Consider the following 21,582-nt stretch of genomic DNA (forward strand, 5'->3'; position numbering starts at 1 on the left):
CACCGTGAAGCCACGCTCGATCACCTGCTTCACCGCCTCTGCCCGGAACTCATCCGTGTACTGCTTGCTGTTGCCCATAAACACCTCGGTCATTGCCATCAATTATGGCAACCGGATGTCTACGAAAGGCTGGCCGGTCCATGGCCAGCGCGCTCAACCGGCACTGACGCCGCCGGGCGTGCGTAACCTGTTGGAGCGTGATTTCAGCGCCTTGGAGCCGGAAACCAAGTGGGTGACCGACATCACCGAGATCAAGACCCAGCAGGCCAAGCTGTATCTATGCGTCGTGCTGGACCTGTTTGATCAGCGCATTGTGGGCTGGCCCATGCATCATCGGCAGGACCGGCAGATGGTTATCAGAGCGGTGCAGATGGCGGTTTGGCAACGGCAGGAGCGGCATCCGCTGATCCTGCACTCCGACCGCGGCAGTCAATTTCGTAGCGGCGATTACCAGGGCTACCTGGCCGCCAATGGCCTGCTTTGCTCGATGAGTGCTGTGGGGCATTGTGGTGACAACGCCGCCTGCGGAGGCTTCTTTGGCCTGCTCAAACGCGAGCGGATATATCGCACAACGTATCCAACACTCGATGCCGCCAGGTCCGATGTGTCCGAATACATCGAGCGCCGCCACAACCCCAGGATGCGACGGCGCCGGGTCAAACAGGATCAGAAGTTTTCAGCCCTTTCCAAACAGTCCGTGATTTCGGGGTAGAACCCCTGTGGCGCGATGGGAGTTGTGTTAGTAATATTACTACTTCCCATCTGCCCGTCTGTCCACCCCCATCCTAGTGAGATGGGGGTAGAGCCCTGTTCAACTTGTCGTGGGAGATCCAGAGATTGAGTCGAGGCCGGATGTCTTGAACACTATTCGTGTCGGTCTATGGGCTGACTAGAGCAGTCCGGAGCAGGTCTGGGGAGGATGAAATCAGCCCATGCCTGCATCATGGGGCGTCGTTGCTCCAGCAGATCGGTGCGGTGATAGGCAGCTTCGACCTTGTTTTGGACAGTGTGGGCCAGCGCGCGTTCAGCAAGATCCCGAGCATAGCCTTCCTCGCTGCACCAGTCGCGAAAGCTTGACCGGAAGCCGTGCGCGGTGGCTATCCGCTTGTCGCTATCGCTGTGGGCCTTCAGGCGGCGCAATAGCGCAGTTAGGGTCATGTCCGAGAGGACTGTTCGGGACTGGATCGATGGGAAGACCAGATGATCGTGCTTCCCTGCCTGTACCTGCAGCAAAGTGATGGCTTGCTCAGAGAGTGGGACACGATGGGTCTGGCTGGCTTTCATGCGATCGGCAGGAATGATCCAGACTTTGTTGCGCAAATTGACCTCATCCCAAGTCATTCCCCTGACTTCGCCAGAGCGCGCAGCGGTCAAGATCAAAAACAGCAGCGCACGTTTGGTGACATCTAGCTCGTTTGTATCCGCCAGTCTGGTTTTTACAAACGCTGGGATGTCGGCCCAAGGCATGGCCGGTTGATGCTCTTGTCTGACCGTCTTGCTGGGTTGTACCGGCAACAGATGTGTGACTACATCCACGGGGTTGGCTTGGTTGAACCCGTGTGCCCAGCCCCAGGCCATCACGGCATGCAAACGCTGCTTTACCCTGGAAGCGGTCTCTGCTTTTTCCAGCCAGATCGGGCGCAAGACATCGGCCATATGACGAGGCTGAAGTTGATCCATCGGTAGGGAGCCGATCTTGGGGAAAACGTATTCGGTAAGTGTGTTGATCCACTGCTGTGCGTGCTTGGCATTCTTCCAGCCTGGCTTCAGTTCGGCGTGTACCTGTTTTGCTGCCTCTTGGAAGGATGGCATCACCGGTGCGGCCACAGGGGTCTCCTTGATCGCCAGGGGGTCATGCCCCAGTGCAATCTCTTCGCGCATCTCGCGAGCCAGCTTGCCGGCAAGAGCGACGCCCACGTGCGGGTAGCTGCCTAGGCCGGCGTTGCGCCGCTTGCCAGTGACAGGGCTTACGTAGCGCAAGACCCACTTGCCTTGGCCCTTCTGGGTGCGTGAAGGAAGCAGACTCAGGCCGGTAACTCCGCCGTGTGGCAGTGCTGCGCTTCCGGGAGTGATGCTTCGAGCTTTGATGTCGGTTAGCAGTGCCATGCGTGCCTGGTATGCCATCTGGTATGCCATCCAGTATGCCATCTGGTATGCCATTTCGCGTTGGGTGGTGATGGGCGTTGCTGGACGGTGCTGGATGATGTCACTTGTAAGTCATTGAAATTAAATGGCAAACATATTTTTTTTGAAATGCCACTGGATTTCCTTGGACGAATCTATGGCAGTCCCCCTCTCCGCCAGATAAAAGAAAAGGGCTGCCGAAAGGCAGCCCTTTTCTTTTATCTGGCGCGGGACACGACGCGCGTTTCGCGCGTCGCCCCACACGTTGCGTGGCAACGCGTGGGCCCCTCCCTTTGTCTGCCTCTCCCCGCCCCTGTCGGGGCAGCCCCTCAACAGAGGGGCTTGCTTCTCCAGATGGTTCCGGGCGTGGATGCGGCATTGATGACTTCCTTGTCTCTGCGGGAATAGAAGAGGGCTGCCGAAAGGCAGCCCTTTTCTTTTATCTGGCGCGGGTCGCGACGCGCGTTTCGCGCGTCGCCCCACACGTTGCGCCGCTCGTTGCCCGCTGGGTGCATCCACGCACGGCGTGGAAGGCAAGGCCATTCGCACAGGGCGGGGATCCATGCCCTGTGCGAATGGCGTGTGCTCAGAACGTGTAGCCCAGCCCCAGCTGTATGCCGTTCTGGGTCTGGCCGTCGCGCCGCTCGCCCACGTAATCAACCATCACCGACAGGCGCTTGCTGGCACGGCTGGTCACGCCCAGGTTCCAGGCCAGGACCTGCTCACCGACGGGCTGGCTGCTGGCACTGAACAGCAGGTCCGGGGCGGCGGCGAAGCCGTTGCTGTAGCGGGCCTGGGTATCGCCCAGCTCCTTCTGCCAGACCACGCGGGCCCGCGGGGTGATGCGCTCGCCGTTGTTGCCGTCGAAGGTCTTGAACAACTGCAGGCCGGCGCCTACGCGGATGCTTTCCAGGCTGCCACTGCGGCCGATGAGTGCGGCTGCGTCCTGGCCTTCGTTGAAGTGCGTGGCCGAGGTGCGCATGTAGTCGATCACCGGCAGCAGCGGCTGTATCACCAGGCCGTTGCCGGTGGTGAACGAGAACGCATGCTCCACGCGCGCGGAAATCGCGTCGTTGCTGTACTTCGCATGCAGCGGTGCCTGCAGGCCCTCGATCCCCTCGATGCTGCGACGGGTATCGTGGCGAAGATCGGTGTAGCGGACAGCGGCGGACAGGTAGCCGCGCGAATAGAGCGCGTCCACGTAGCCGCCGATATCCAGCGCGCGGACATCGCCGCTGAATCCTGCACCTTCGCTGGACCTGGTCGACATGTCGGCCGCGGCAAGGCTCACGCCCAGTGTCACACGGTCGTCTGCCAGGCGGGTATCGGCACCAAGTGCGATGCCGCCGATGGTGTGGCTCAGGCCGGCGACGCCGGCATCACCCTCGATACGGCCGTGGCTGCCGAAGCCCCGCGCCCAGAAGCTGCGGTTGCGTCCGGCGTCGCCCGCATCACTGCCCGCATCCGCCGGTGCGACCAGGTGCATCGCCAGCTGGTTGAACAGGCGATTGCCGGTCATCGCAGATTGTGCCGAGGCCGTCTGTGCGGCCTGTGCAGCCAGGCCGTCCGCATCGCCACCGCTGCGTGATGCTGCCTGGTGCTGCTGCACGACGTTGCCGATGCTGCCGACCAGTGCGGAATCGGCCAGGCGCAGGCTGGCATGCCCGTCGCCACGCAGTGCTCCCGCCTGGCGCGCGATGTCATCGCGGTCAGCGAACTGCAGGGCGCCCAGCAGTCCGCTCATCGAGGAAGTGCGCTGTGCAGCCGCCTGTTGCAGTGCGATGCCCAGGCCGTCGCCGGACGGGGCATTGCCGAACAAGCGTGTGTCGTCGAAGGAGGGATTGGCGGTCAGCCACAGGCCACTGCCGGTCTGGTTGACGGTGAAGCTGAGCAGTGAATTGTGGCGAGGGCGGAATACGGCGCCGGGAGCGGTGAGGTCCACCGCGCTGCCGGCCTCGCCACTGCGCTCGACGTACTGGAAGCGCCCTTCGATGAAGTCCGACACCGGCGCTGCGCGGGTCAGGGTATCGGGCGTAGCGGTGCGGCACCACAGGCCAGCGTACTCACCGTTCGACGCGCTGCAGGGGGCGATGGGCAGCTGCAGGGCGCTGGCATCCACCTGGGTTCCCACCAGGTGGTTCTGCTGCCCGGCCGGGAAGAACGCCTGCTTGACGTCCAGCGTCAGCCTGGCGGCGGGGGCAATGCTCAGCACGGCGCGGTTGATGTTGCCGAACAGGTTGTAGTCCCCCGTCTGCCGGTCCTCATCGACCAGGAAGTAGCGGGCTTCTTCCAGCGTCAGTGCCGGTGCAGTGCGCTGGCTGTCGACCTCGAAGGCCAGGTTCGCACCGTCATTGAGGTTGATGTAGCGACCCTTGCCGATCCGGAAGCGCTCACTGGTGAACACGTCGTCGCCACCCGGTGCGAGTGCTTCCAGCGAGTAGGGGCGCATGACGATGCCGGACGGCGCGAGCGTTCCGCCCTCGTTGATGTCGATCGTGGCATTCAATGAACCGTGCCCGGTCAGCACGCCGCCGCGTTCGATCACGGTCAGGCTGCGCAGTGCGCCCTGCTGCAGTTCGATGCGCCCGCCATTGCGGGCGCCGATGGCTTCGGCGTGGTGGATCCAGCCATTCTGCTGCAGGCGCAGGGTGCCGCCATCGGCGACCACATACTGGGCGGCGGAAGCGGTATCCAGCGACCAGACCCCGCCCTTGCCGATACGGATCACACCGAAGGCGTCGTCCAGCCGGATGTCCGGGGCCGACTGCTGGAAGTAGCGCAGGTTGGCCAGCGCATTGGTGTAGCGCCCGCGCACGGCCAGGTTCGGATTGAGGTCTCCGCTCACGTCCTTGTCGACGGAAAGCACGTCGCCGGTCTGGACGTAACCGGCTTCGGTGACGACGCGATCACTGTAGAAGGTCACACCGGGATACGCGGTGCAGTTGCCTGCCGCGCTCTGGTCGCGGGTCGGGCAGAAGCGCGTGGCCACGGCCGCCACGTTCGGGTCGAAGTAGCGCAGGAAGCCCGACTGCTGGGTCAGTTCATAGTGCGCCTGGACGATGCGCGCTTCGATGACCGCGAAGTCGGTCGGGCCGAACATGTCCCGGTAGTACTTGATGTACTTGTCCTGCCCCGGGTACGGGGTAGGGCCGTTCGGGCCGGATTCGCCATGGATGCCCAGCACCGTCTCCGTGTAGTTGCCGTGCGCCGGCAGCAGGCCGAATTGCGTGACCTTGCGCTTCACGCCGGCAACGAAGGCGTCGGCGCAGGCCGAGTAGCAGCCGCCGTCCAGCACGGTATCCAGCCCATGCTGGCGGATGATGGCGCCCATGCCCACGCCACCGGAGGCGGCCCCGCCCGGCGAGTTGCGGAACACCACCTGGCGCAGCGGCGTACCACGGGCCTGCGCGGCGAGGATGTAGGCCTCCAGCGTCTGCGGATCGGTCGCCAGCACGTTGCCGGTGTAGTAGAGCGTGTCTCCATTCACGTGGAAGGCACTGGCATGGGCCTGCGGCGAGGCAGCGATGCCGAGAAGCGCTGCAACAAGGGCACTGCCGAGGACGGTGGCGCGACGGGTGGGGAGGGCGGGATATCGATGCATGCGGAGTTCCACGGAAAGGAGTGAAGTGCGGTTGCCGCCCCTTTTTCGCTGCATGAACACGCTGATGCGGCGTGGTTTCAACACGTTGCAGCGTGGGCAGGGCGGCGGGTCGCGCGCGCTCGGCCGTTGGACTGGCCGGGCGAGGAGGGCGACAGGCCGCCTCTCCAGACCGCTAACGCAGCTGCGGGGGGTTCTCCCCCAGTCATCGCGCTCGGCTGACCATGCAGGCGCCGGGGCGCAGCGTTTGCGCCGCGCGGGTTACCATGTATGCATCACCTGCTGGAGCCTTCCCCCATGAGCGCTGAAATCCTTGTCCCCGTGTCCTTCGGCGAGCTGCTGGACAAGATCTCGATCCTGCAGATCAAGTCCGAGCGCATCAGCGACGAGGGCAAGCTGGCCAACGTGCGCAGGGAGCTGTCGGCGCTGGAGCAGACCTGGATGGCGCACCCGGCGGCGGTGAAGGACATCGCCAAGCTGCGTGCCGAGCTGAAGGCGGTCAACGAGCAGCTGTGGGACATCGAGGACGACATCCGCCTGAAGGAAAAGGCGCAGGCGTTCGACCAGGGCTTCGTCGACCTGGCGCGCAGCGTCTACCTGCGCAACGACGAGCGTGCGCGCATCAAGAAGGCGATCAACCTGGCGCTGGGCTCGGCGTACGTGGAAGAGAAGTCCTACCAGGATTACGCGCAGCGCGCGTAATCCCGGCGGCCAAAAGGGGGAGGTCCACGCCACGCGTGGATGAAACCGCAGGGCGCAGGCCAACGCCCGGCCGGCCCATCACCCCAGATGATCGGCCACGTAACGCTCGAAAGCCGCGATGCCGTCTTCGACAGTGATCAGTTCCATCACATCGTCGAACTCGATCTTGGTGCCCCATTTCAGATCGGCAGCCTGCTTGGCCAGGTACTTGCGTGCGGCGTCGTCGTAGCGGTCCACGCAGTAGCGGCGGTCCGAGTACGGTCCGCTGCGGTTCGGGTTGCTGGCCGCATGCAGGCCCAGCACCTTGGCGCCCATCGCGTTGGCGATGTGCATCGGGCCCGAGTCCGGAGTCATCACCAGGTTGGCGCGGGCAAGCAGGGCAGGCAGCTGCTTCAAGGTGTCCTTCCCGACCAGGTCCAGCGCCGGCGTGAGCAGTTGTGCCTGGATGGCATCGGCCATGCTGCGCTCCAGTTCGCTGCGGCCACCGCACAGCACCACCTGCCAACCACGCTGCGCGGCGTGGTTGGCCACGGCTGCATAGCGGTCTGCATACCAGTTGCGGCGCACGTGGCTGGAACAGGGCGAGATCATCAGCACCGGGCGCCCATCGTCCTGCCATTGCGCAGCGGCCCAGTCATATGCGGACTGGGGCACGGCCAGGTCCCAGCTGACCTCGGTCTGGCGCAGGCCCAGCGGCTCGCAGAAGCTGCCGATGGCATCCAGCACATGGACGCCGGGGCGGTCGGGAATGCGCTCGTTGATGAAGAGCCCGTGCAGGTCCTTGGAACGGCTGCGGTCGTAGCCGATGCGTCGCTCGGCGGGAATGAACGCCGACAGCAGGTTGGCGCGGAACGCCACCTGCATCTGCAGCAGCGCTTCAAAACGCCCCGGTGGCAGCTGTTTGCGCAGCTCCTTGACACCTGCCATGCCGCTCTTCTTGTCGTAGGCGTGGAAAGTGACGCCGGGCAGGCCATCGAGCAGTTTGTGGCCGACCTTGTCGATGATCCAGTGGATCGGCGTGTCCGGACGCGCAGCCTGCAGGGTGCGCACCAGGGGCACCACGTGGGTGACATCGCCGAGTGCGGACAGGCGCAGGAGGCACAAGGAGGAGGACGCTGATGCCATGTGTTGTTAGACTCAATGAAATGGTCGCATTCGACGCCAATGAAGCGCTGACGCCATGCCGCGAGGGTCGCGGCATCGGGGCCATTCTGTTCGACCGCGAGCGGCTGCGGCAAGCCGAGGTTGGCCTGTTCTCCCCCCAGCACTGGGGCAGCAAGGCCCGGCCGGTCGGCGAGGGCGGCCGCGGCAGCGCCTGGTTCATCGATGCGCCGTTCGGCGCCAGCGTGCTGCGCCACTACCTGCGCGGCGGCCTGGCAGCGAAGATCAGCCATGACCAGTACCTCTGGCGTGGCTCGGACCGGACCCGGAGCTTTGCCGAATTCCGCCTGATGCGCGCCCTGCGCGAGAAGAAGCTGCCGGTGCCCCGGCCGATCGCCGCGTACTACATGCGCGAAGGCCTGCGCTACCGGGCGGCAATCCTGATGGAGCGGATCGAGGGCGTGCGCTCGCTGGCCGACCGTGCGCTGGTCGCCGGACGGGGCGCGCCCTGGGAAGAGACCGGGCGGCTGATCGCCCGCTTCCACCGTGCCGGCCTGGACCATGCCGACCTCAACGCGCACAACATCCTGTTCGATGGCAACGGCCATGGCTGGCTGATCGACTTCGACCGTGGAGTGATCCGCATTCCGGCCACCGCCTGGCGCGAACGCAACCTCAAGCGCCTGCTGCGCTCGCTGATCAAGCTGCGCGGCGAGCGCAGCGTGGAAGACGTACAGAAGGACTACGCGCGGCTGAGGCGCGCCTATGACATGGCCTGGAACCGGGGCACCTGATGGGCTGGTCGTTGCGTTTCCTCGGCGTCGGCAACGCGTCGGCGGTCGAGCTGGGGTCGCCGATGTCGGTGATCGAGCGGGACGGGCGGCCGTGGCTGACGATCGACTGCGGCGGCGAAGGCCTGACCGCGTTCAAGGCGCACTACGGGCACATGCCGCAGGCACTGTTCGTCACCCATGTGCACCTGGATCACGTGGCCGGTTTCGAGCGGCTGTTCGTCGATTCCTTCTTCAGTACGCAGCGCCGCGGCAAGGTGCGCCTGTATGTGCCTGCCACCGTGGTGCCGCTGCTGCACAAGCGCATCGGTGACTACCCGAACGTGCTGGCCGAGGGCGGTGCCAACTTCTGGGATGCGTTCCAGTTGATCGTGGTGGGCGAGGCGTTCTGGCACGAGGGCGTGCGCCTGGAAGTATTCCCGGTACGCCACCACTGGCCGGAGACGGCGTACGGCCTGCGCCTGCAGGGCGCGCTGACTTGGAGTGGTGATACCCGGCCGATTCCGGAGATGCTGGCCCGCTTCGCCAATGACAACGAACTGATCGCCCACGACTGCGGCCTGCACGGCAATCCGTCGCATACCGGTGTGGACGACCTGGAGCGCGAGTACAGCGCGGAACTGCAGGCGCGGATGATGCTCTACCACTACGCCAGCGTGGCTGATGGTGTGGCGCTGGCCGCGCGCGGCCACCGCGTGGCGCAGCCGGGGCAGTGCGTGCCGCTGGCAACCCCGACTGCACCGCACGTGCTGGCGCAGGATCCGCCGTGAGCGGTGCCGGCCTGCCCGCCGACGCGGCGCTGGCCGCCGGACTGGAGGTGCTGGAGCGCGCGCTGCATGCGCCTGCGGTGCGGGCCGATCCTGAGCGCCTTGACGCATTGCTGGACGAGGATTTCAGCGAGATCGGCAGTTCCGGGCAATGCTACGGCCGTGATGCAGCCTTGCAGGAGATCCCGTTGGAGCGCGCGCAGGTGCTGATCGAATCGGAACAGTACGCGGTGTGGTTGCTGGCCGACGGTCTGGCCCAGGTGCGTTATCGCAGCCGCCATTACCTCGACGGCCAGCCGCAAGGCTGGGTGCTGCGCAGCTCGCTGTGGCGCCGGCACGGGGATGGATGGCGCATGCTGTTCCACCAGGGCACGCCCGAGGCACGGTAGGACCGGGCCATGTCCGGCGAAGGGCGCCAACCAGGGGTGGCACCTGCCAGGGGCGGGGCGTCGCCGGAAAAGGCGATGGCCCCGCCGGCTGACCTCGGCGCCCGCGTCGATCGATACCGTTGCTGCCTTCCGGCCCTGGCGGGGTTTTCGACCTAGCGTCGCGAGGGGCCGACGGGGCCACCATAGAGACGTCGGCCGCCCGGAGGGCAGCCAGTTCACGGACCAGGGGAAGCAGCGCGCGATGCGCCAGAGACCACAGCCGGACTGCGCATCGGCTGGCCGATGGCAGACGCGTAGTCTAGCGCAGGCAGGTGCATCGACGCCAGCTTCACGCGCTGAATCCGCTGTAACCCGTTCCCGCCCATGGCGGCCCGGGCCACCCGCCGTTGCTAGAATGCCGGCCAGGAGGAACGGCCTCCCCCACATCGGGAATCAAAGACCAGGACGGCCTGGCCCTACCAAGAGGAGGGCCGTCATGGCCTGGATCTATCTGTTGTTCGCCGGCCTGCTGGAAATCGTCTGGGCCGTGTCCATGAAGCAGTCCGAAGGCTTCACCAAGCTCACCCCCACCGTGGTCACGATCGTCGGCATGATCGCCAGCTTCTGGTTGCTGGCGGTGGCCATGCGCAGCCTGCCGCTGGGCACCGCCTATACGATCTGGACCGGCATCGGCGCGGTCGGTGCGTTCGTGGTTGGCATCGTGTTCCTCGGCGAGCAGGTCAGCCCGATGCGGATCGGTGCAGCGGTGCTGATCGTTTCCGGCCTGGTGCTGATGAAACTCTCGAGCAGCTGAATGATTTACTTATGGCGGGGAAAGGAATCTCCGCTTCCAGCAGATATATGCATTTTCGGCAAGACCATTTTGTCCGCCCGTTTTATTTGACGTACGTCATGAAAATAACGAGCGTGATTCACATGCCGCTGGCACCGACGGTCGCACAGTGCCGCCATTCGTCGGGCGAAACCGGGGAGTTTTCGCCTTGAGGGACACGCTGTCGTACCTGTCGCCGGGTGCGACGGCGTGAAGATGTGAAGATTTTCAGGAGTTAATGCCTTCGAACCTTGTTTCCGCATCGGGAGCCGGGGTGGGCCGCATTGTCTCCAAAAAACCTGCCAGCTGTGCCATCCGGTCTTTTCATGGAGATTTACCGATGAACCGCATTTACCGTCTGGTTTTCAATCGTGCCCTTGGGGTAATGCAGGTTGCTTCGGAGGTCGCCCGGAATCCCGGCGGAAGCGCGGTCAGCGCAGGGCGGGTGCCGCGATTGCGGGCGCATCAGCTGGCGGTGGCACTGGCGGCCACGCTGGCCAGTGGATCGGCGTTTGCGGCCTGCACTACCGCAGGTACGACGGTGACCTGCGCCACCGGCTCCAATACCAATTCGCTGACCAACAGCATCAACGGCGTGACGCTGAATATCCAGACCGGCGCCGAGCTCAGCGTGCCGCCGATCGTTGGCGGAAGTGCAGTGAATTTGAGTGGTAACGGCATCACCGTGAACAACCAGGGCACGGTCGATCCCACCATCAACGGTGGCCTGAGCCTGGCAGCGTCGGGCATGGTGCTGGGCAACAATACCGTCGGTGGAAACACCATCAGCGTCAACAATCAGGCAGGCGGGGCGATCAAAGGCCTGGTCAACATCGGCTCCATCCTCGGTTTCGGCGGACAGGCGCTGGTGGTGCAGAACGCTTCCGGCGGTGTCAGCAACATCGTCAATGCCGGTAATGTGGACATGTCGATCTTTGGTGCAGGCCTGTTGACCACGGCCGATGCGGCATCGATCGTAAGCTACGGTGGTGCGCAGACCACTCTCAACAACACCGGCACCATTACCGGCCGCATAGGGTTCCAGGGTTCGGCCACGGCGGGGGCCGGCAATACCTTCCTCAACGCGGGAACCATCAACGGCAGTGTGAACCTGGGCAGTTCGGTCGCCGGCAACACCTTCACCGCCGTGTCTGGTTCCAGCGTCAATACCGCCGGTATCGGCGTGGCCGGGCAGGTCGGCGCGCTTGCGGTGAATCTGGCCGCGGCCGGCATCGTCGACGGTGGCTCGGCGTCCAACAACAGCCTGGTGCTGCAGAACAGCGCCACCGTCCCGGGCAGCGGTACCGGCGGAGCGGTAACCACGCTGGGCTGGAACCAGTACATCAACTTCCAGAGGCTCACCGTCAACAGCGGTACCTGGAACCTGCAGGGTGCGTGGGCGGGTGCGGGCACGACCACGCTCAACGATGGCCTGGTCAATTTCAATAATGCGGGTTCCTTCGGTACAGGGCTGTTCACCGCCAACGGCGGTGCCATTGCCGCCTCCACGGCCGGTCTGAACCTGACCAACGCCTTCAACCTTGGCGGCAACCTTTCCCTCGGCGGGACCAATGCGTTCAGCCTGGGTGGCGTGCTGTCCGGTACTGGCGGGCTGACGGTCAACAACACCGGCATCGTCACGCTCGGCGGCGCAAACCTGTTCTCCGGCGGCGTCAACCTCAATGCCGGCGGCCTGGTACTGGGGAATGCCGGTGCACTGGGCATCGGCAACCTGACCGTCGGTGGCAGCGCTTCGCTGGATACGACGGCGGGCTTCAACCTGGGCAACAATCTGGTGGTCAATGGCGGGGGCTCGCTGAACCTGCTGGGCAGCAATGCGCTGACATTGAGTGGCTCGATTTCTGGTGCCGGCAACGTGACCAAGAACGGCGCGGGCACGCTGACCTTGAATGGCGCCAATTCGCTGACCGGCGCCTTCAATCTGGCCGGCGGCGCATTGGCGCTGGGCGCGGGTGGCAGCCTGTCGCCCACCGGTGCGATCACGCTGGGCGTTGGTACCAGCCTCGATCTTTCAGCGGCGACCAACCAGACCATCGGCTCGCTGGCCGGTCTCGGCGGTTCGGTCAATCTCGGCAGCCACACGCTGACCCTGGGTGGGCTGGGCAATACCAGCTACAGCGGCACGTTCGCCGCAGGCACCGGTGGCCTGATCAAGCTCGGTACCGGCGTGCAGACCCTGTCCGGCGTCAACAACCTCAGCGGCGGTGTTGCGCTCAACGCCGGCGGCTTGTTGCTGGGCAATGCGGCCGCGTTGGGCAGCGGCACGCTGTCCGTCGGCGGCAATGCCACGCTGGATGGCACGACCGGGTTGGCGTTGACCAATGCCGTCAACCTCGGTGCCGGGGCCAGCCTGAATCTGCTGGGCAACCAGGCGCTCACATTCAACGGCGTGATCGGTGGCGCTGGTGGCCTGATCAAGAATGGCGCGGCAACCCTGACGCTCAACGGCGCCAATACGTTCGGCGGCGGTCTGGCGCTCAATGCCGGCAGCCTGGTGCTGGGCAACGGCGGTGCACTGGGAACCGGGGCGCTGAACGTCGGCGGTGCGGTATCGCTCGACGCCAGCGCCGGCCTCACCGTGGGCAATGGCATCACGCTTGGCGCCGGTGGTTCGCTCGATGTGCTGGGCTCGAATGCGCTGACGCTGGGCGGTGTCATCGGCGGGAGCGGCAGCCTGGTCAAGAACGGCGCCTCCACGCTGACGCTGGGCGGCGCGAACACGTTCACCGGTGGGCTGGCGGTGAATGCCGGAACGGTGTCATTGGCCAGTGGTGGCAGCCTGGCGGCGACCGGCGCGGTCAGCCTGGCCGGCGCTGGCAGCGCACTGGATATCTCGCTGGGTGGCAACCAGACCATCGGTGCGTTGTCCGGCGTGGCTGGCAGCACCCTGTCGCTGGGCAGCAGCACGCTGACCTTCGGTGATGCCACCAACCAGACCTTCGCCGGCGTGATCGGCGGCACCGGTGGCCTGATCAAGCAGGGCACCGGCGTGCAGACGCTGACCAGCGCCAGCACCTTCAGCGGTGGGGTGAATCTTGCCGCCGGTGGCCTGGTGCTGGGCAACGCCGGTGCGCTGGGAAGCGGTGCGCTGACCGTCAGTGGCAACGGTTCGCTGGACGCCACTGCTGCACTGAACCTGGGCAATGCGATCAACCTCGGCGCGGCGTTGACCCTGCCGGGCAGCCAGAACCTGGCCCTGGCCGGCAACGTCACCGGCACCGGCAGCCTGGTCAAGAATGGCGCGTCGACACTGACCTTGAACGGTACCAACACCTTCAGCGGTGGACTGAGCGCAAACGCCGGCAGTCTGCTGCTGGGCAACAGTGGCGCACTCGGTACGGGAGTATTGGGCATTGGCGGCAGCGTCTCGCTCGATGGCGGCGCCCCGCTGAACCTGGCCAACAATGTGTCCCTGGGCGCGGGTGCCGCGCTGTCGCTGCCGGGCTCGCAGGCGATCACGCTGGGTGGCGTGGTGTCCGGTGCCGGCAGGCTGGTCAAGAATGGTGCCACCACGTTGACCCTCAACGGCGCCAACAGCTTCGGTGGTGGGCTGACCGTCAACGGCGGCGGCGTGTTCCTGGGGAACGCCGGCGCACTGGGCACCGGTGCACTGTCGGTGGGCGCCAATGCCACGCTGGACAGTTCAGTAGCGCTGAACCTCGCCAACGACCTCAACCTTGGGGCGGGCGCGGCGCTGGATCTGCTGGGCAGCCAGAACGTGTCGCTGGGCGGTCTCATCAGTGGTACTGGCAGCCTGGTCAAGAACGGTACGGCGACGCTGGCGTTGAACGGCGTCAATACGTTCAGCGGGGGCGTCGGCCTCAACGCGGGCCTGCTGCAGCTGGGCAATGCGCAGGCGCTGGGTACCGGCCAGCTGGACGTGGGCGGCAACGCTTCGCTGGAGGCCACAACGGCGCTGGCGCTGGGCAACACCATCGGTCTCGCTGCCGGTGCCAACCTTTCCGTGCTGGGCAACAATGACCTGACGCTGGCCGGTCCGGTATTCGGTGCCGGTGGGCTGATCAAGGACGGCACGGCGCGGTTGACGTTGTCGGGCGCCAATACCTACAACGGAGGCACCACCATCAACGCCGGCACGCTGGCGCTGGGCGCAGGCGGCAGTCTCGCCGCAGCCGGTGCGGTGAATCTTGCCGTTGCGGGCGCGACACTGGACATCTCCGCAGCCGGTGCGGCACAGACCATCGGCGCGTTGAATGGCGTGGCGGGCAGCCAGCTGGCGCTGGGCGCGCAGTCGCTGACCTTTGGCGGTGCCAGCAATGGCAGCTTTGCCGGTGTGATCGGTGGAACCGGTGGCCTGGTCAAGACCGGCACGGGCGTGCAGACGCTGTCCGGTGCAAACACGTTCAGTGGTGGCCTTGCGCTCAACGCGGGCGGGTTGGTACTGGGCGATGCAGGTGCGCTTGGTACCGGTGCGCTGGGTATTGGCGGCACCACCACGCTGGACAGCACGGTGGCATTGAATCTGGCCAACGCGGTGAACTTCGGTGCCGGCACCCAGCTCACCCTGGGCGGAACCAGTGACGTTGCATTCGGAGGCGTGCTGAGCGGCAACGGCAGCCTGGTCAAGAATGGTGCGGGCCTGCTGACCCTCAACAACACCAACACCTTCGGTGGCGGCCTGACCTTGAACGGTGGTGGCCTGGTGGTCGGCGCGAATGGTGCGCTCGGTACCGGTGCGCTGGCGGTCAATGCCAGCACCACGCTGGATGCAGGCACTGCAGTGACGCTCGGCAATGCGGTCACGCTGGGCTCGGGCGTCGCACTCACGCTGCCCGGCAGCAATGCGCTGACGCTGTCGGGAGTGGTAGGCGGCAATGGCAGCCTGATCAAGAATGGCGGCACCACGTTGACGCTGTCCGGTGCCAACACCTACACCGGCGGTACCACCATCAACGCCGGCACGCTGGCGTTGGGCACGGGTGGCAGTCTCGCCGCAGTCGGTGATGTCACGTTGGGCGCAGGCGCAGGCTTCGATATCTCCGGTGCCGGCGGCAACCAGACCATCGGCGCGCTCAACGGCGCGGGCGGCAGCACGCTGACGCTGGGCGGCAATTCGTTGACCTTCGGTACCGCCGGCAACGCCGCGTTCGATGGCGTGATCAGCGGCGGTGGTGGCCTGGTCAAGGTGGGCGCGGGCGTACAGACCTTGTCCGGCGCCAATACCTTCGGTGGCGGCGTGACGCTCAATGCAGGCGGACTGGTGCTCGGCAATGACGCAGCGCTGGGCACGGGCGCATTGACCGTCGGTGGTGCTGCCACGCTGGATACCACCGGCCTGGCAACGCTGGCCAACAACATTGCGCTCAATGCCGGGCTGACCGTAATCGGGACCAATGCACTGACGCTCAACGGCGTCCTTTCCGGTACCGGCAGCCTCACCAAGAATGGCAGCGCGACGCTGACGTTGAATGGCGCCAACACCTACACCGGTGGCACCAACATCAACGCCGGCACGCTGGCGCTGGGGGCCGGTGCCAGCCTGGCCGCGAGCGGTACCGTCAATCTTGCCACCGGCGCCACGCTGGACCTGTCGGCCGGCAGTGGCACGCAGCAGTTCGGCACGCTGGTCGGCAACGGTACGGTGAACCTCGGTGCCAACTCGATCGAAGTGGGCGGCGCCACCGATGGCACCTTCAGTGGCTCGATCGCAGGCACCGGTGGCCTGACCAAGGTCGGTGCCGGCATCGAGACGCTGACCGGTGCCAACACCTACACCGGCGGCACGTTCATCAACGCCGGTACCCTGGCGATCGGCCCCGGCGGCAGTCTGGCCGCGACCGGTGCGGTGAGGCTCACTGCGGCAGGCACGGGCTTCGATATCTCGACTGCCGGCGCCAACCAGACCATCGGGGCGTTGAACGGCGTGGCGGGTTCGACGGTGAGCCTGGGGGCGCAGACGCTGACCCTGGGCGGCGTTGGCAACAGCATCTTCGATGGCGCGATTTCCGGCACCGGTGGCCTGGTCAAGAATGGCGCCGGCATCCTCACGCTGGGCGGTGCCAATCTGTTCAGTGGTGGCGTTGCACTCAACGGCGGTGGCTTGGTGGTCGGCAACAATGCTGCGCTCGGCAGCGGTGCGTTGACGGTCGGAAGCAACGCAACACTGGATGCATCGACCGCTGCCAGCCTGGCCAACAACATCAGCCTGGCAGCGGGTGCCAACCTCGACCTGCTCGGCAGCCAGGCGCTGGCGCTGGGCGGTGTGATCTCGGGTACAGGTGGGTTGATCAAGGACGGTGCGGCCACGGTAACCCTGAGCGGTGCCAACACCTACACCGGTGGTACCACCATCAACAGCGGCACGCTGGCGATCGGTGCCGGTGGCAGCCTCGCCGCGACCGGCGCGGTGAATCTGGCCGGTGCTGGCACGCTCGATATCTCCGCGGGCAACCAGACCATCGGTTCGCTGGCCGGCGTGGCCGGCAGCACGGTGGCGCTGGGCGGCAGCACGCTGACCCTGGGCGGCACCGTGGACAGCACCTTCAACGGTGCGATCAGCGGCAATGGCGGGCTGATCAAGAACGGCGCGGGCGTGCAGACGCTCAATGGCGGCAGTACCTTCAGCGGCGGCGTGGCGCTCAACGCCGGTGGCCTGGTGGTCGGCAACAATGCTGCGTTGGGCACCGGTGCGGTGACGGTCGGAGGCGCTGCGACGCTCGATTCGAACACGGCGGTCACCCTCGCCAACAACTTCACCCTCAACAACGCGTTGACCGTCCTCGGCAGCAACAACCTCACCCTCAACGGCATCCTCAGTGGTACCGGCTCACTGACCAAGGAGGGTGCCGCGACGCTGACCTTGAATGGTGCCAACACCTATACCGGCGGTACTTTCATCAACGCCGGCACGCTGGCACTGGGTGCTGGCGCCAGCCTGGCCTCCTCAGGCATCGTCAACCTGGCCTCGGGTGCGACCTTCGATCTGTCGGCGGGCAGCGGCACGCAGCAGTTCGGTACCCTGATCGGCAACGGTACGGTGAATCTGGGCGCCAACACGCTGACGATCGGAGACGCCACCAATGGCACGTTCAGTGGTTCGGTGGCCGGCTCCGGTGGCCTGATCAAGGAAGGTTCGGGTACCCAGACGTTGACCGGCACCAACACCTTCACCGGTGGAACCACCATCAACGCCGGTACGCTGGCGATCGGCGCCGGTGGCAGCCTCGCGGCGACTGGTGCGGTGAACCTGGCCAATGCCGGTACCGCCTTTGACATCAGCGCGGGTGGTGCGCAGGCGATCGGTTCGCTGGCAGGCGTGGCAGGTTCGACCGTGGCGCTGGGCGGCAGCACGCTGACCCTCAATGGCGTGGGCAATACCACCTTCGCCGGCACCATCGGAGGGGCCGGTGGCCTGGTAAAGAACGGCGCAGGCATCCAGGGCTTGACTGGCGTCAACGTCTTCACGGGCGGCGTGACCCTCAATGCCGGTGGCCTGCTGCTGGGCAACGGCGGTTCGCTGGGCATCGGCGCGCTGACCGTAGGCGGCAACGCCAGCCTGGATGGCACCAGTGCGCTGACTCTGGCCAACACCGTGCAGCTGGCCAGCGGCACGCTGACTCTGGTCGGCAGCAACGCGCTGACCTTGAACGGACCGATCAGCGGTGCCGGTGGCCTGCTGAAGGATGGCGCGGCGACGGTCACCCTGGGCGGTGCCAGCAGCTATGCCGGCACCACCACCATCAACAGCGGCACGCTGGCGGTAGCAGCCGGCGGCAGCCTGTCCGGTGCCAGCACGGTCAACCTGGCCGGTGCTGGCACACTGGATATCAGCGCCGGTGGCAACCAGAGCATCGGCGGCCTGGCCGGTGTGGCCGGCAGCACGGTGGCGCTGGGAGGCGCAACGCTGACTACCGGCGGCAACAACGCCAGCACCGTGTTCGCTGGCGTCCTCAGTGGCACCGGCGGCCTGGTGCAGGGAGGTACCGGTACGCTGACCCTGAGCGGCGACAACACCTATACCGGCGGTACCACCATCAACGGTGGCAGCACCCTGCAGATCGGCAACGGTGGCAGCACCGGTTCGGTGCTGGGCGACATCACCAACAATGGCAGCCTGGTCTACAACCTCGGCACCACGGCAACCGTGGGTGCGGTGGTCAGTGGCAATGGCGGTCTGACCCAGGCCGGCAGCGGCACGCTGGTGCTGACCGGCAACAACACCTACACCGGAGGGACCACCATCAATGCCGGCGGCGCGCTGCAGATCGGCAACGGTGGTGCGACCGGTGCGATCGTCGGCGACATCACCAACAACGGCGCGCTGGTGTCCAACGTGGCCGGCAACACCACGCTCGGTGGCACCATCAGCGGCAGTGGCGGCCTGACCCAGGCCGGCAGCGGTGCGCTGGTGCTGACCGGCAACAACACCTATACCGGCGGCACCACCGTCAATGCCGGTGGCACCCTGCAGGTGGGCAATGGCGGTGCGACCGGTGCGATCACCGGCAACGTTGCCAACAACGGCAGCCTGGTATTCAACGTGGGCGGCAACACCACGGTCGGTGGCGCGATCAGCGGCAGCGGTGGCCTGACCCAGGCCGGCAGCGGCGTGCTGACCCTGGTCGGCAACAACACCTATACCGGTGGCACCACGATCAATACCGGCGGTACGCTGCAGGTCGGCAACGGCGGGGCAACCGGCGCCATCGCTGGAGACATCACCAACAATGGCGCGTTGATCTCCAACGTGGCCGGCAACACGCAGCTGGGCGGCACCATCAGCGGTACGGGTGGCCTGACCCAGGCGGGCAGTGGGTCGCTGGTGCTGACCGGCACCAACACCTACACCGGGGGTACCACCATCAACGCCGGCGGCACGCTGCAGCTGGGCAATGGCGGCGCGACCGGCTCGATCATTGGCGATGTCACCAACAACGGCACGCTGCTGTCCAACGTGGCCGGCAACACCACGCTGGGTGGCACCATCAGTGGCAGCGGCGGCCTGACCCAGGCCGGCAGCGGCACTCTGACCGTGACCGGCAACAACACCTACACCGGGCCGACCACGATCAATGCAGGCGGCACGCTGCAGGTCGGCAACGGCGGTGCGACCGGCGCGATCGGTGGCAACGTCACCAACAACGGCAACCTGGTGTTCAACGTGGCCGGCAATACCACGGTCGGTGGCGCCATCAGCGGCAGCGGTGGCCTGACCCAGGCCGGCAGCGGCACGTTGATCCTGGGCGGCAACAACACCTATACCGGTGGCACCACCATCAATACCGGCGGCACGTTGCAGGTCGGCAATGGCGGCGCCAGCGGTGCGATCGCCGGCAACGTCAGCAACAACGGCAGCCTGGTGTTCAACGTGGGCGGCAACACCACCGTCGGAGGCACCATCAGCGGCAATGGTGGCCTGACCCAGGCCGGCACCGGAACGGTCACCCTGACCGGCAACAACACCTACACCGGCGGCACCACCATCAATGCCGGCGGCACCGTGCAGGTCGGCAATGGCGGCGCCAGCGGCTCGATCACCGGCAATATCACCAACAACGGTGGCCTGGTCATCAACACCGGCGGCACCACCACGCTGGGCGGCACCATCAGCGGTGGTGGCAGCATCGTGCAGGCAGGCCCGGGCGGCCTGAACCTGGGCGGCAACAGCGGCGGCTTCAGCGGCACCGGCCAGGTCACTGGCGGTGGCCTGAATGTCACCGGCAACATCGGTGGCCAGTGGACCATCGGCAGCGGTACCACGCTGTCCGGTACCGGGACCATCGGTGGCACGGGTGGCGGCGTGACGGTGTCCAGCGGCGGCGTGCTGTCGCCGGGCAATGGCCCGGGCAACGGCAGTGGTGCGGGCAATGGCACCGGCACGGTCACGGTGGGCGGCAACCTGACGTTGTCGCCGGGCAGCACGCTGGGCGTCGACCTGGGCGCCACCGGCAGCGATACGGTACAGGTGGGCGGCAGCGCCAACGTGGGTGGCAGCATCGTCAAGGTGAATACCATCTCGCCGAACACCAGCTACCAGCAGGGCCAGCAGTACACCGTGATCAACGCGGGTGGTGGCGTCAGCGGGCAGTTCGCTTCGGCGACCTCGCCGTCGGCCTTCCTGACCATCACCCCGGTCTATACCGCCAACACGGCCAACCTGCAGATCGACGTAGCGCAGACCGCGGCATTCACCACGGCGGCGAAGACGCGCAACCAGTACAACACCGCTGCAGCGCTGGACAGCCTGCCGCAGAGTGGTCCGGCACTGGGCCTGTACAACACGCTGCTGATGTATGACGCGGGTACCGCGCGTGCGGCGTTCGACCAGTTGTCCGGCGAGGTACATGCGGCCAGCCGTGCGGTGCTGCTGTACGACAACTACCTGGAAGAGGGCATCCGCCAGCGTCTCGGCAGCGAACTGCCGACCGTGCGTGGCGAGCGTGCCTCGGCCTGGCTGGCCGGCAGCGGCAAGGTGTTCCGCCAGGACGGTGACGGCAACGGCGATGACATCCGCTCCAACCGCAATGCACTGATGGCGGGCGTGGACTGGCAGCTGGGCGAACACGTGGTGCTGGGTGCGGCCGCAGGCAACGAGCGGCTGGATACGCGCCTGTACGATCGCAGCTCGCGGGCCCGCCTGCGCGGCAACACGTTCGGCCTGTATGCGCAGGGCCAGTGGAACAACGGCTTTGCGGTCGGTGGCAGCGTATCGCGCGGTGACTACCGCACGCGTACCACGCGTGAGGTGCCGCTGCTGGGCCAGACCCTGTACAGCCGCCAGGACTCGGATGTGACCATCGCGCAGGTGGAGGGCAGCTGGACCTGGACCCATGGCAGGACCCAACTGCAGCCGTATGTGCAGTTCACCAGGCACTGGGTCGACAGCGATCGTGCGGTGGAGCAGGGCGGCACGGCTGCGCTGGTGCTGGAAGGCGGCAAGGACACGCTCAATGTCAGCACCGTGGGCGTGCGCGGCCGTTGGGATGTGGGCAGCGGCGAGCGCTTCCCGGCGCAGCTGACGGTTGGCCTGGGCTGGCAGCATGCATCGGGTGATACCGATGTGGCCAGCCGCAACCGCTTCGCGGTGGGCGGCAATGCCTTCGACGTCTACAGCGCGGTGATGGCACGCAATGCGCTGGTCAGTCAGGTGGGCGTGGCGGTGGGCCTCGGCCGCAACAGCCAGCTGTCGATGTTCGTGCAGGGCCAGCACGGCGATGGCCGCCGCGACGTGGGCGGGCAGATCAACCTGCGCGTGGGCTTCTGAGGAGAGTGGGGCGAGGTTGGATCCACGCCTGCGTGGATCCAGGGCGGTGCGGAG

At 66.1% G+C, this 21,582-nt stretch carries 9 protein-coding genes, 1 other RNA gene and 1 pseudogene; 7 read left to right on the forward strand and 4 right to left on the reverse strand.

The genetic code is table 11. The features are described from left to right. Positions 1–139 precede the first annotated feature (139 nt). A pseudogene (locus AC5P99_RS10300) lies at positions 140–712 on the forward strand (IS3 family transposase); the annotation flags it as partial. Between the two features lie 152 nt (positions 713–864). On the opposite strand, the gene AC5P99_RS10305 reads toward AC5P99_RS10300, so the two are convergent. Both AC5P99_RS10305 and AC5P99_RS10310 read right to left on the reverse strand, forming a co-directional pair. Then, a complete protein-coding gene (locus AC5P99_RS10305) occupies positions 865–2,136 on the reverse strand; it encodes a tyrosine-type recombinase/integrase (protein WP_495213123.1) in 1,272 nt (423 codons plus the stop codon). 574 nt (positions 2,137–2,710) lie between these two features. Further along, positions 2,711–5,725: an autotransporter outer membrane beta-barrel domain-containing protein gene (locus tag AC5P99_RS10310; RefSeq protein WP_088436037.1), complete on the reverse strand. Its 3,015-nt coding sequence runs from the start codon at positions 5,723–5,725 to the stop codon at positions 2,711–2,713. A 294-nt stretch (positions 5,726–6,019) separates the two neighbouring features. Here AC5P99_RS10310 and AC5P99_RS10315 point away from each other — a divergent pair, with 294 nt between their 5' ends. Then, positions 6,020–6,424 carry a DUF6165 family protein gene (locus AC5P99_RS10315; RefSeq protein WP_005408281.1) on the forward strand — a complete coding sequence of 135 codons (405 nt, stop codon included), beginning with the start codon at positions 6,020–6,022 and terminating at the stop codon, positions 6,422–6,424. 78 nt (positions 6,425–6,502) lie between these two features. Here AC5P99_RS10315 and AC5P99_RS10320 read toward each other — a convergent pair whose 3' ends face one another. Continuing rightward, on the reverse strand, positions 6,503–7,549 hold the full coding sequence (locus AC5P99_RS10320; RefSeq protein WP_012479274.1) for a glycosyltransferase family 9 protein: 1,047 nt from the start codon (positions 7,547–7,549) through the stop codon (positions 6,503–6,505). Between the two features lie 20 nt (positions 7,550–7,569). On the opposite strand from AC5P99_RS10320, the gene AC5P99_RS10325 reads away from it, so the two are divergent. The 3 genes from AC5P99_RS10325 to AC5P99_RS10335 are packed head-to-tail and all read left to right on the forward strand — an operon-like array spanning position 7,570 to position 9,472. Beyond that, positions 7,570–8,319, forward strand: a complete 750-nt coding sequence (locus AC5P99_RS10325) for a 3-deoxy-D-manno-octulosonic acid kinase (RefSeq protein ID WP_012479275.1) — start codon at positions 7,570–7,572, stop codon at positions 8,317–8,319. Next, the gene (locus AC5P99_RS10330; protein ID WP_108270510.1) at positions 8,319–9,086 is read left to right on the forward strand and encodes an MBL fold metallo-hydrolase; all 768 of its coding nucleotides are present in this window, start codon (positions 8,319–8,321) and stop codon (positions 9,084–9,086) included. Before AC5P99_RS10325 ends, AC5P99_RS10330 begins: the two co-directional genes overlap by 1 nt. Further along, on the forward strand, positions 9,083–9,472 hold the full coding sequence (locus AC5P99_RS10335) for a nuclear transport factor 2 family protein (protein ID WP_012479276.1): 390 nt from the start codon (positions 9,083–9,085) through the stop codon (positions 9,470–9,472). The genes AC5P99_RS10330 and AC5P99_RS10335 overlap by 4 nt, the downstream gene beginning before the upstream one ends. Positions 9,473–9,550: 78 nt before the next feature. On the opposite strand, the gene ffs is transcribed toward AC5P99_RS10335, so the two are convergent. Continuing rightward, an RNA gene (ffs, locus tag AC5P99_RS10340) (signal recognition particle sRNA small type) lies at positions 9,551–9,647 on the reverse strand. Positions 9,648–9,947: 300 nt separating this feature from the next. Between ffs and AC5P99_RS10345 the strand changes: the two genes are divergently transcribed. Continuing rightward, positions 9,948–10,265 carry a DMT family transporter gene (locus AC5P99_RS10345; RefSeq protein WP_005408286.1) on the forward strand — a complete coding sequence of 106 codons (318 nt, stop codon included), beginning with the start codon at positions 9,948–9,950 and terminating at the stop codon, positions 10,263–10,265. A gap of 358 nt (positions 10,266–10,623) precedes the next feature. Next, on the forward strand, positions 10,624–21,528 hold the full coding sequence (locus AC5P99_RS10350) for an autotransporter-associated beta strand repeat-containing protein (protein WP_495213124.1): 10,905 nt from the start codon (positions 10,624–10,626) through the stop codon (positions 21,526–21,528). The last annotated feature ends 54 nt before the right edge of the window (positions 21,529–21,582 follow it).

This window comes from Stenotrophomonas sp. YJH_SMC_80 (genome assembly GCF_059372495.1).

Excerpts from the sequence above, each read along its gene's own strand:
- AC5P99_RS10315 (WP_005408281.1), top strand. The coding sequence starts at position 6,020 with ATGAGCGCTGAAATCCTTGTCCCCGTGTCCTTCGGCGAGCTGCTGGAC.
- AC5P99_RS10310 (WP_088436037.1), bottom strand. The coding sequence starts at position 5,725 with ATGCATCGATATCCCGCCCTCCCCACCCGTCGCGCCACCGTCCTCGGC.
- AC5P99_RS10345 (WP_005408286.1), top strand. The coding sequence starts at position 9,948 with ATGGCCTGGATCTATCTGTTGTTCGCCGGCCTGCTGGAAATCGTCTGG.
- AC5P99_RS10330 (WP_108270510.1), top strand. The coding sequence starts at position 8,319 with ATGGGCTGGTCGTTGCGTTTCCTCGGCGTCGGCAACGCGTCGGCGGTC.
- AC5P99_RS10320 (WP_012479274.1), bottom strand. The coding sequence starts at position 7,549 with ATGGCATCAGCGTCCTCCTCCTTGTGCCTCCTGCGCCTGTCCGCACTC.
- AC5P99_RS10305 (WP_495213123.1), bottom strand. The coding sequence starts at position 2,136 with ATGGCATACCAGATGGCATACCAGGCACGCATGGCACTGCTAACCGAC.
- AC5P99_RS10325 (WP_012479275.1), top strand. The coding sequence starts at position 7,570 with ATGGTCGCATTCGACGCCAATGAAGCGCTGACGCCATGCCGCGAGGGT.
- AC5P99_RS10350 (WP_495213124.1), top strand. The coding sequence starts at position 10,624 with ATGAACCGCATTTACCGTCTGGTTTTCAATCGTGCCCTTGGGGTAATG.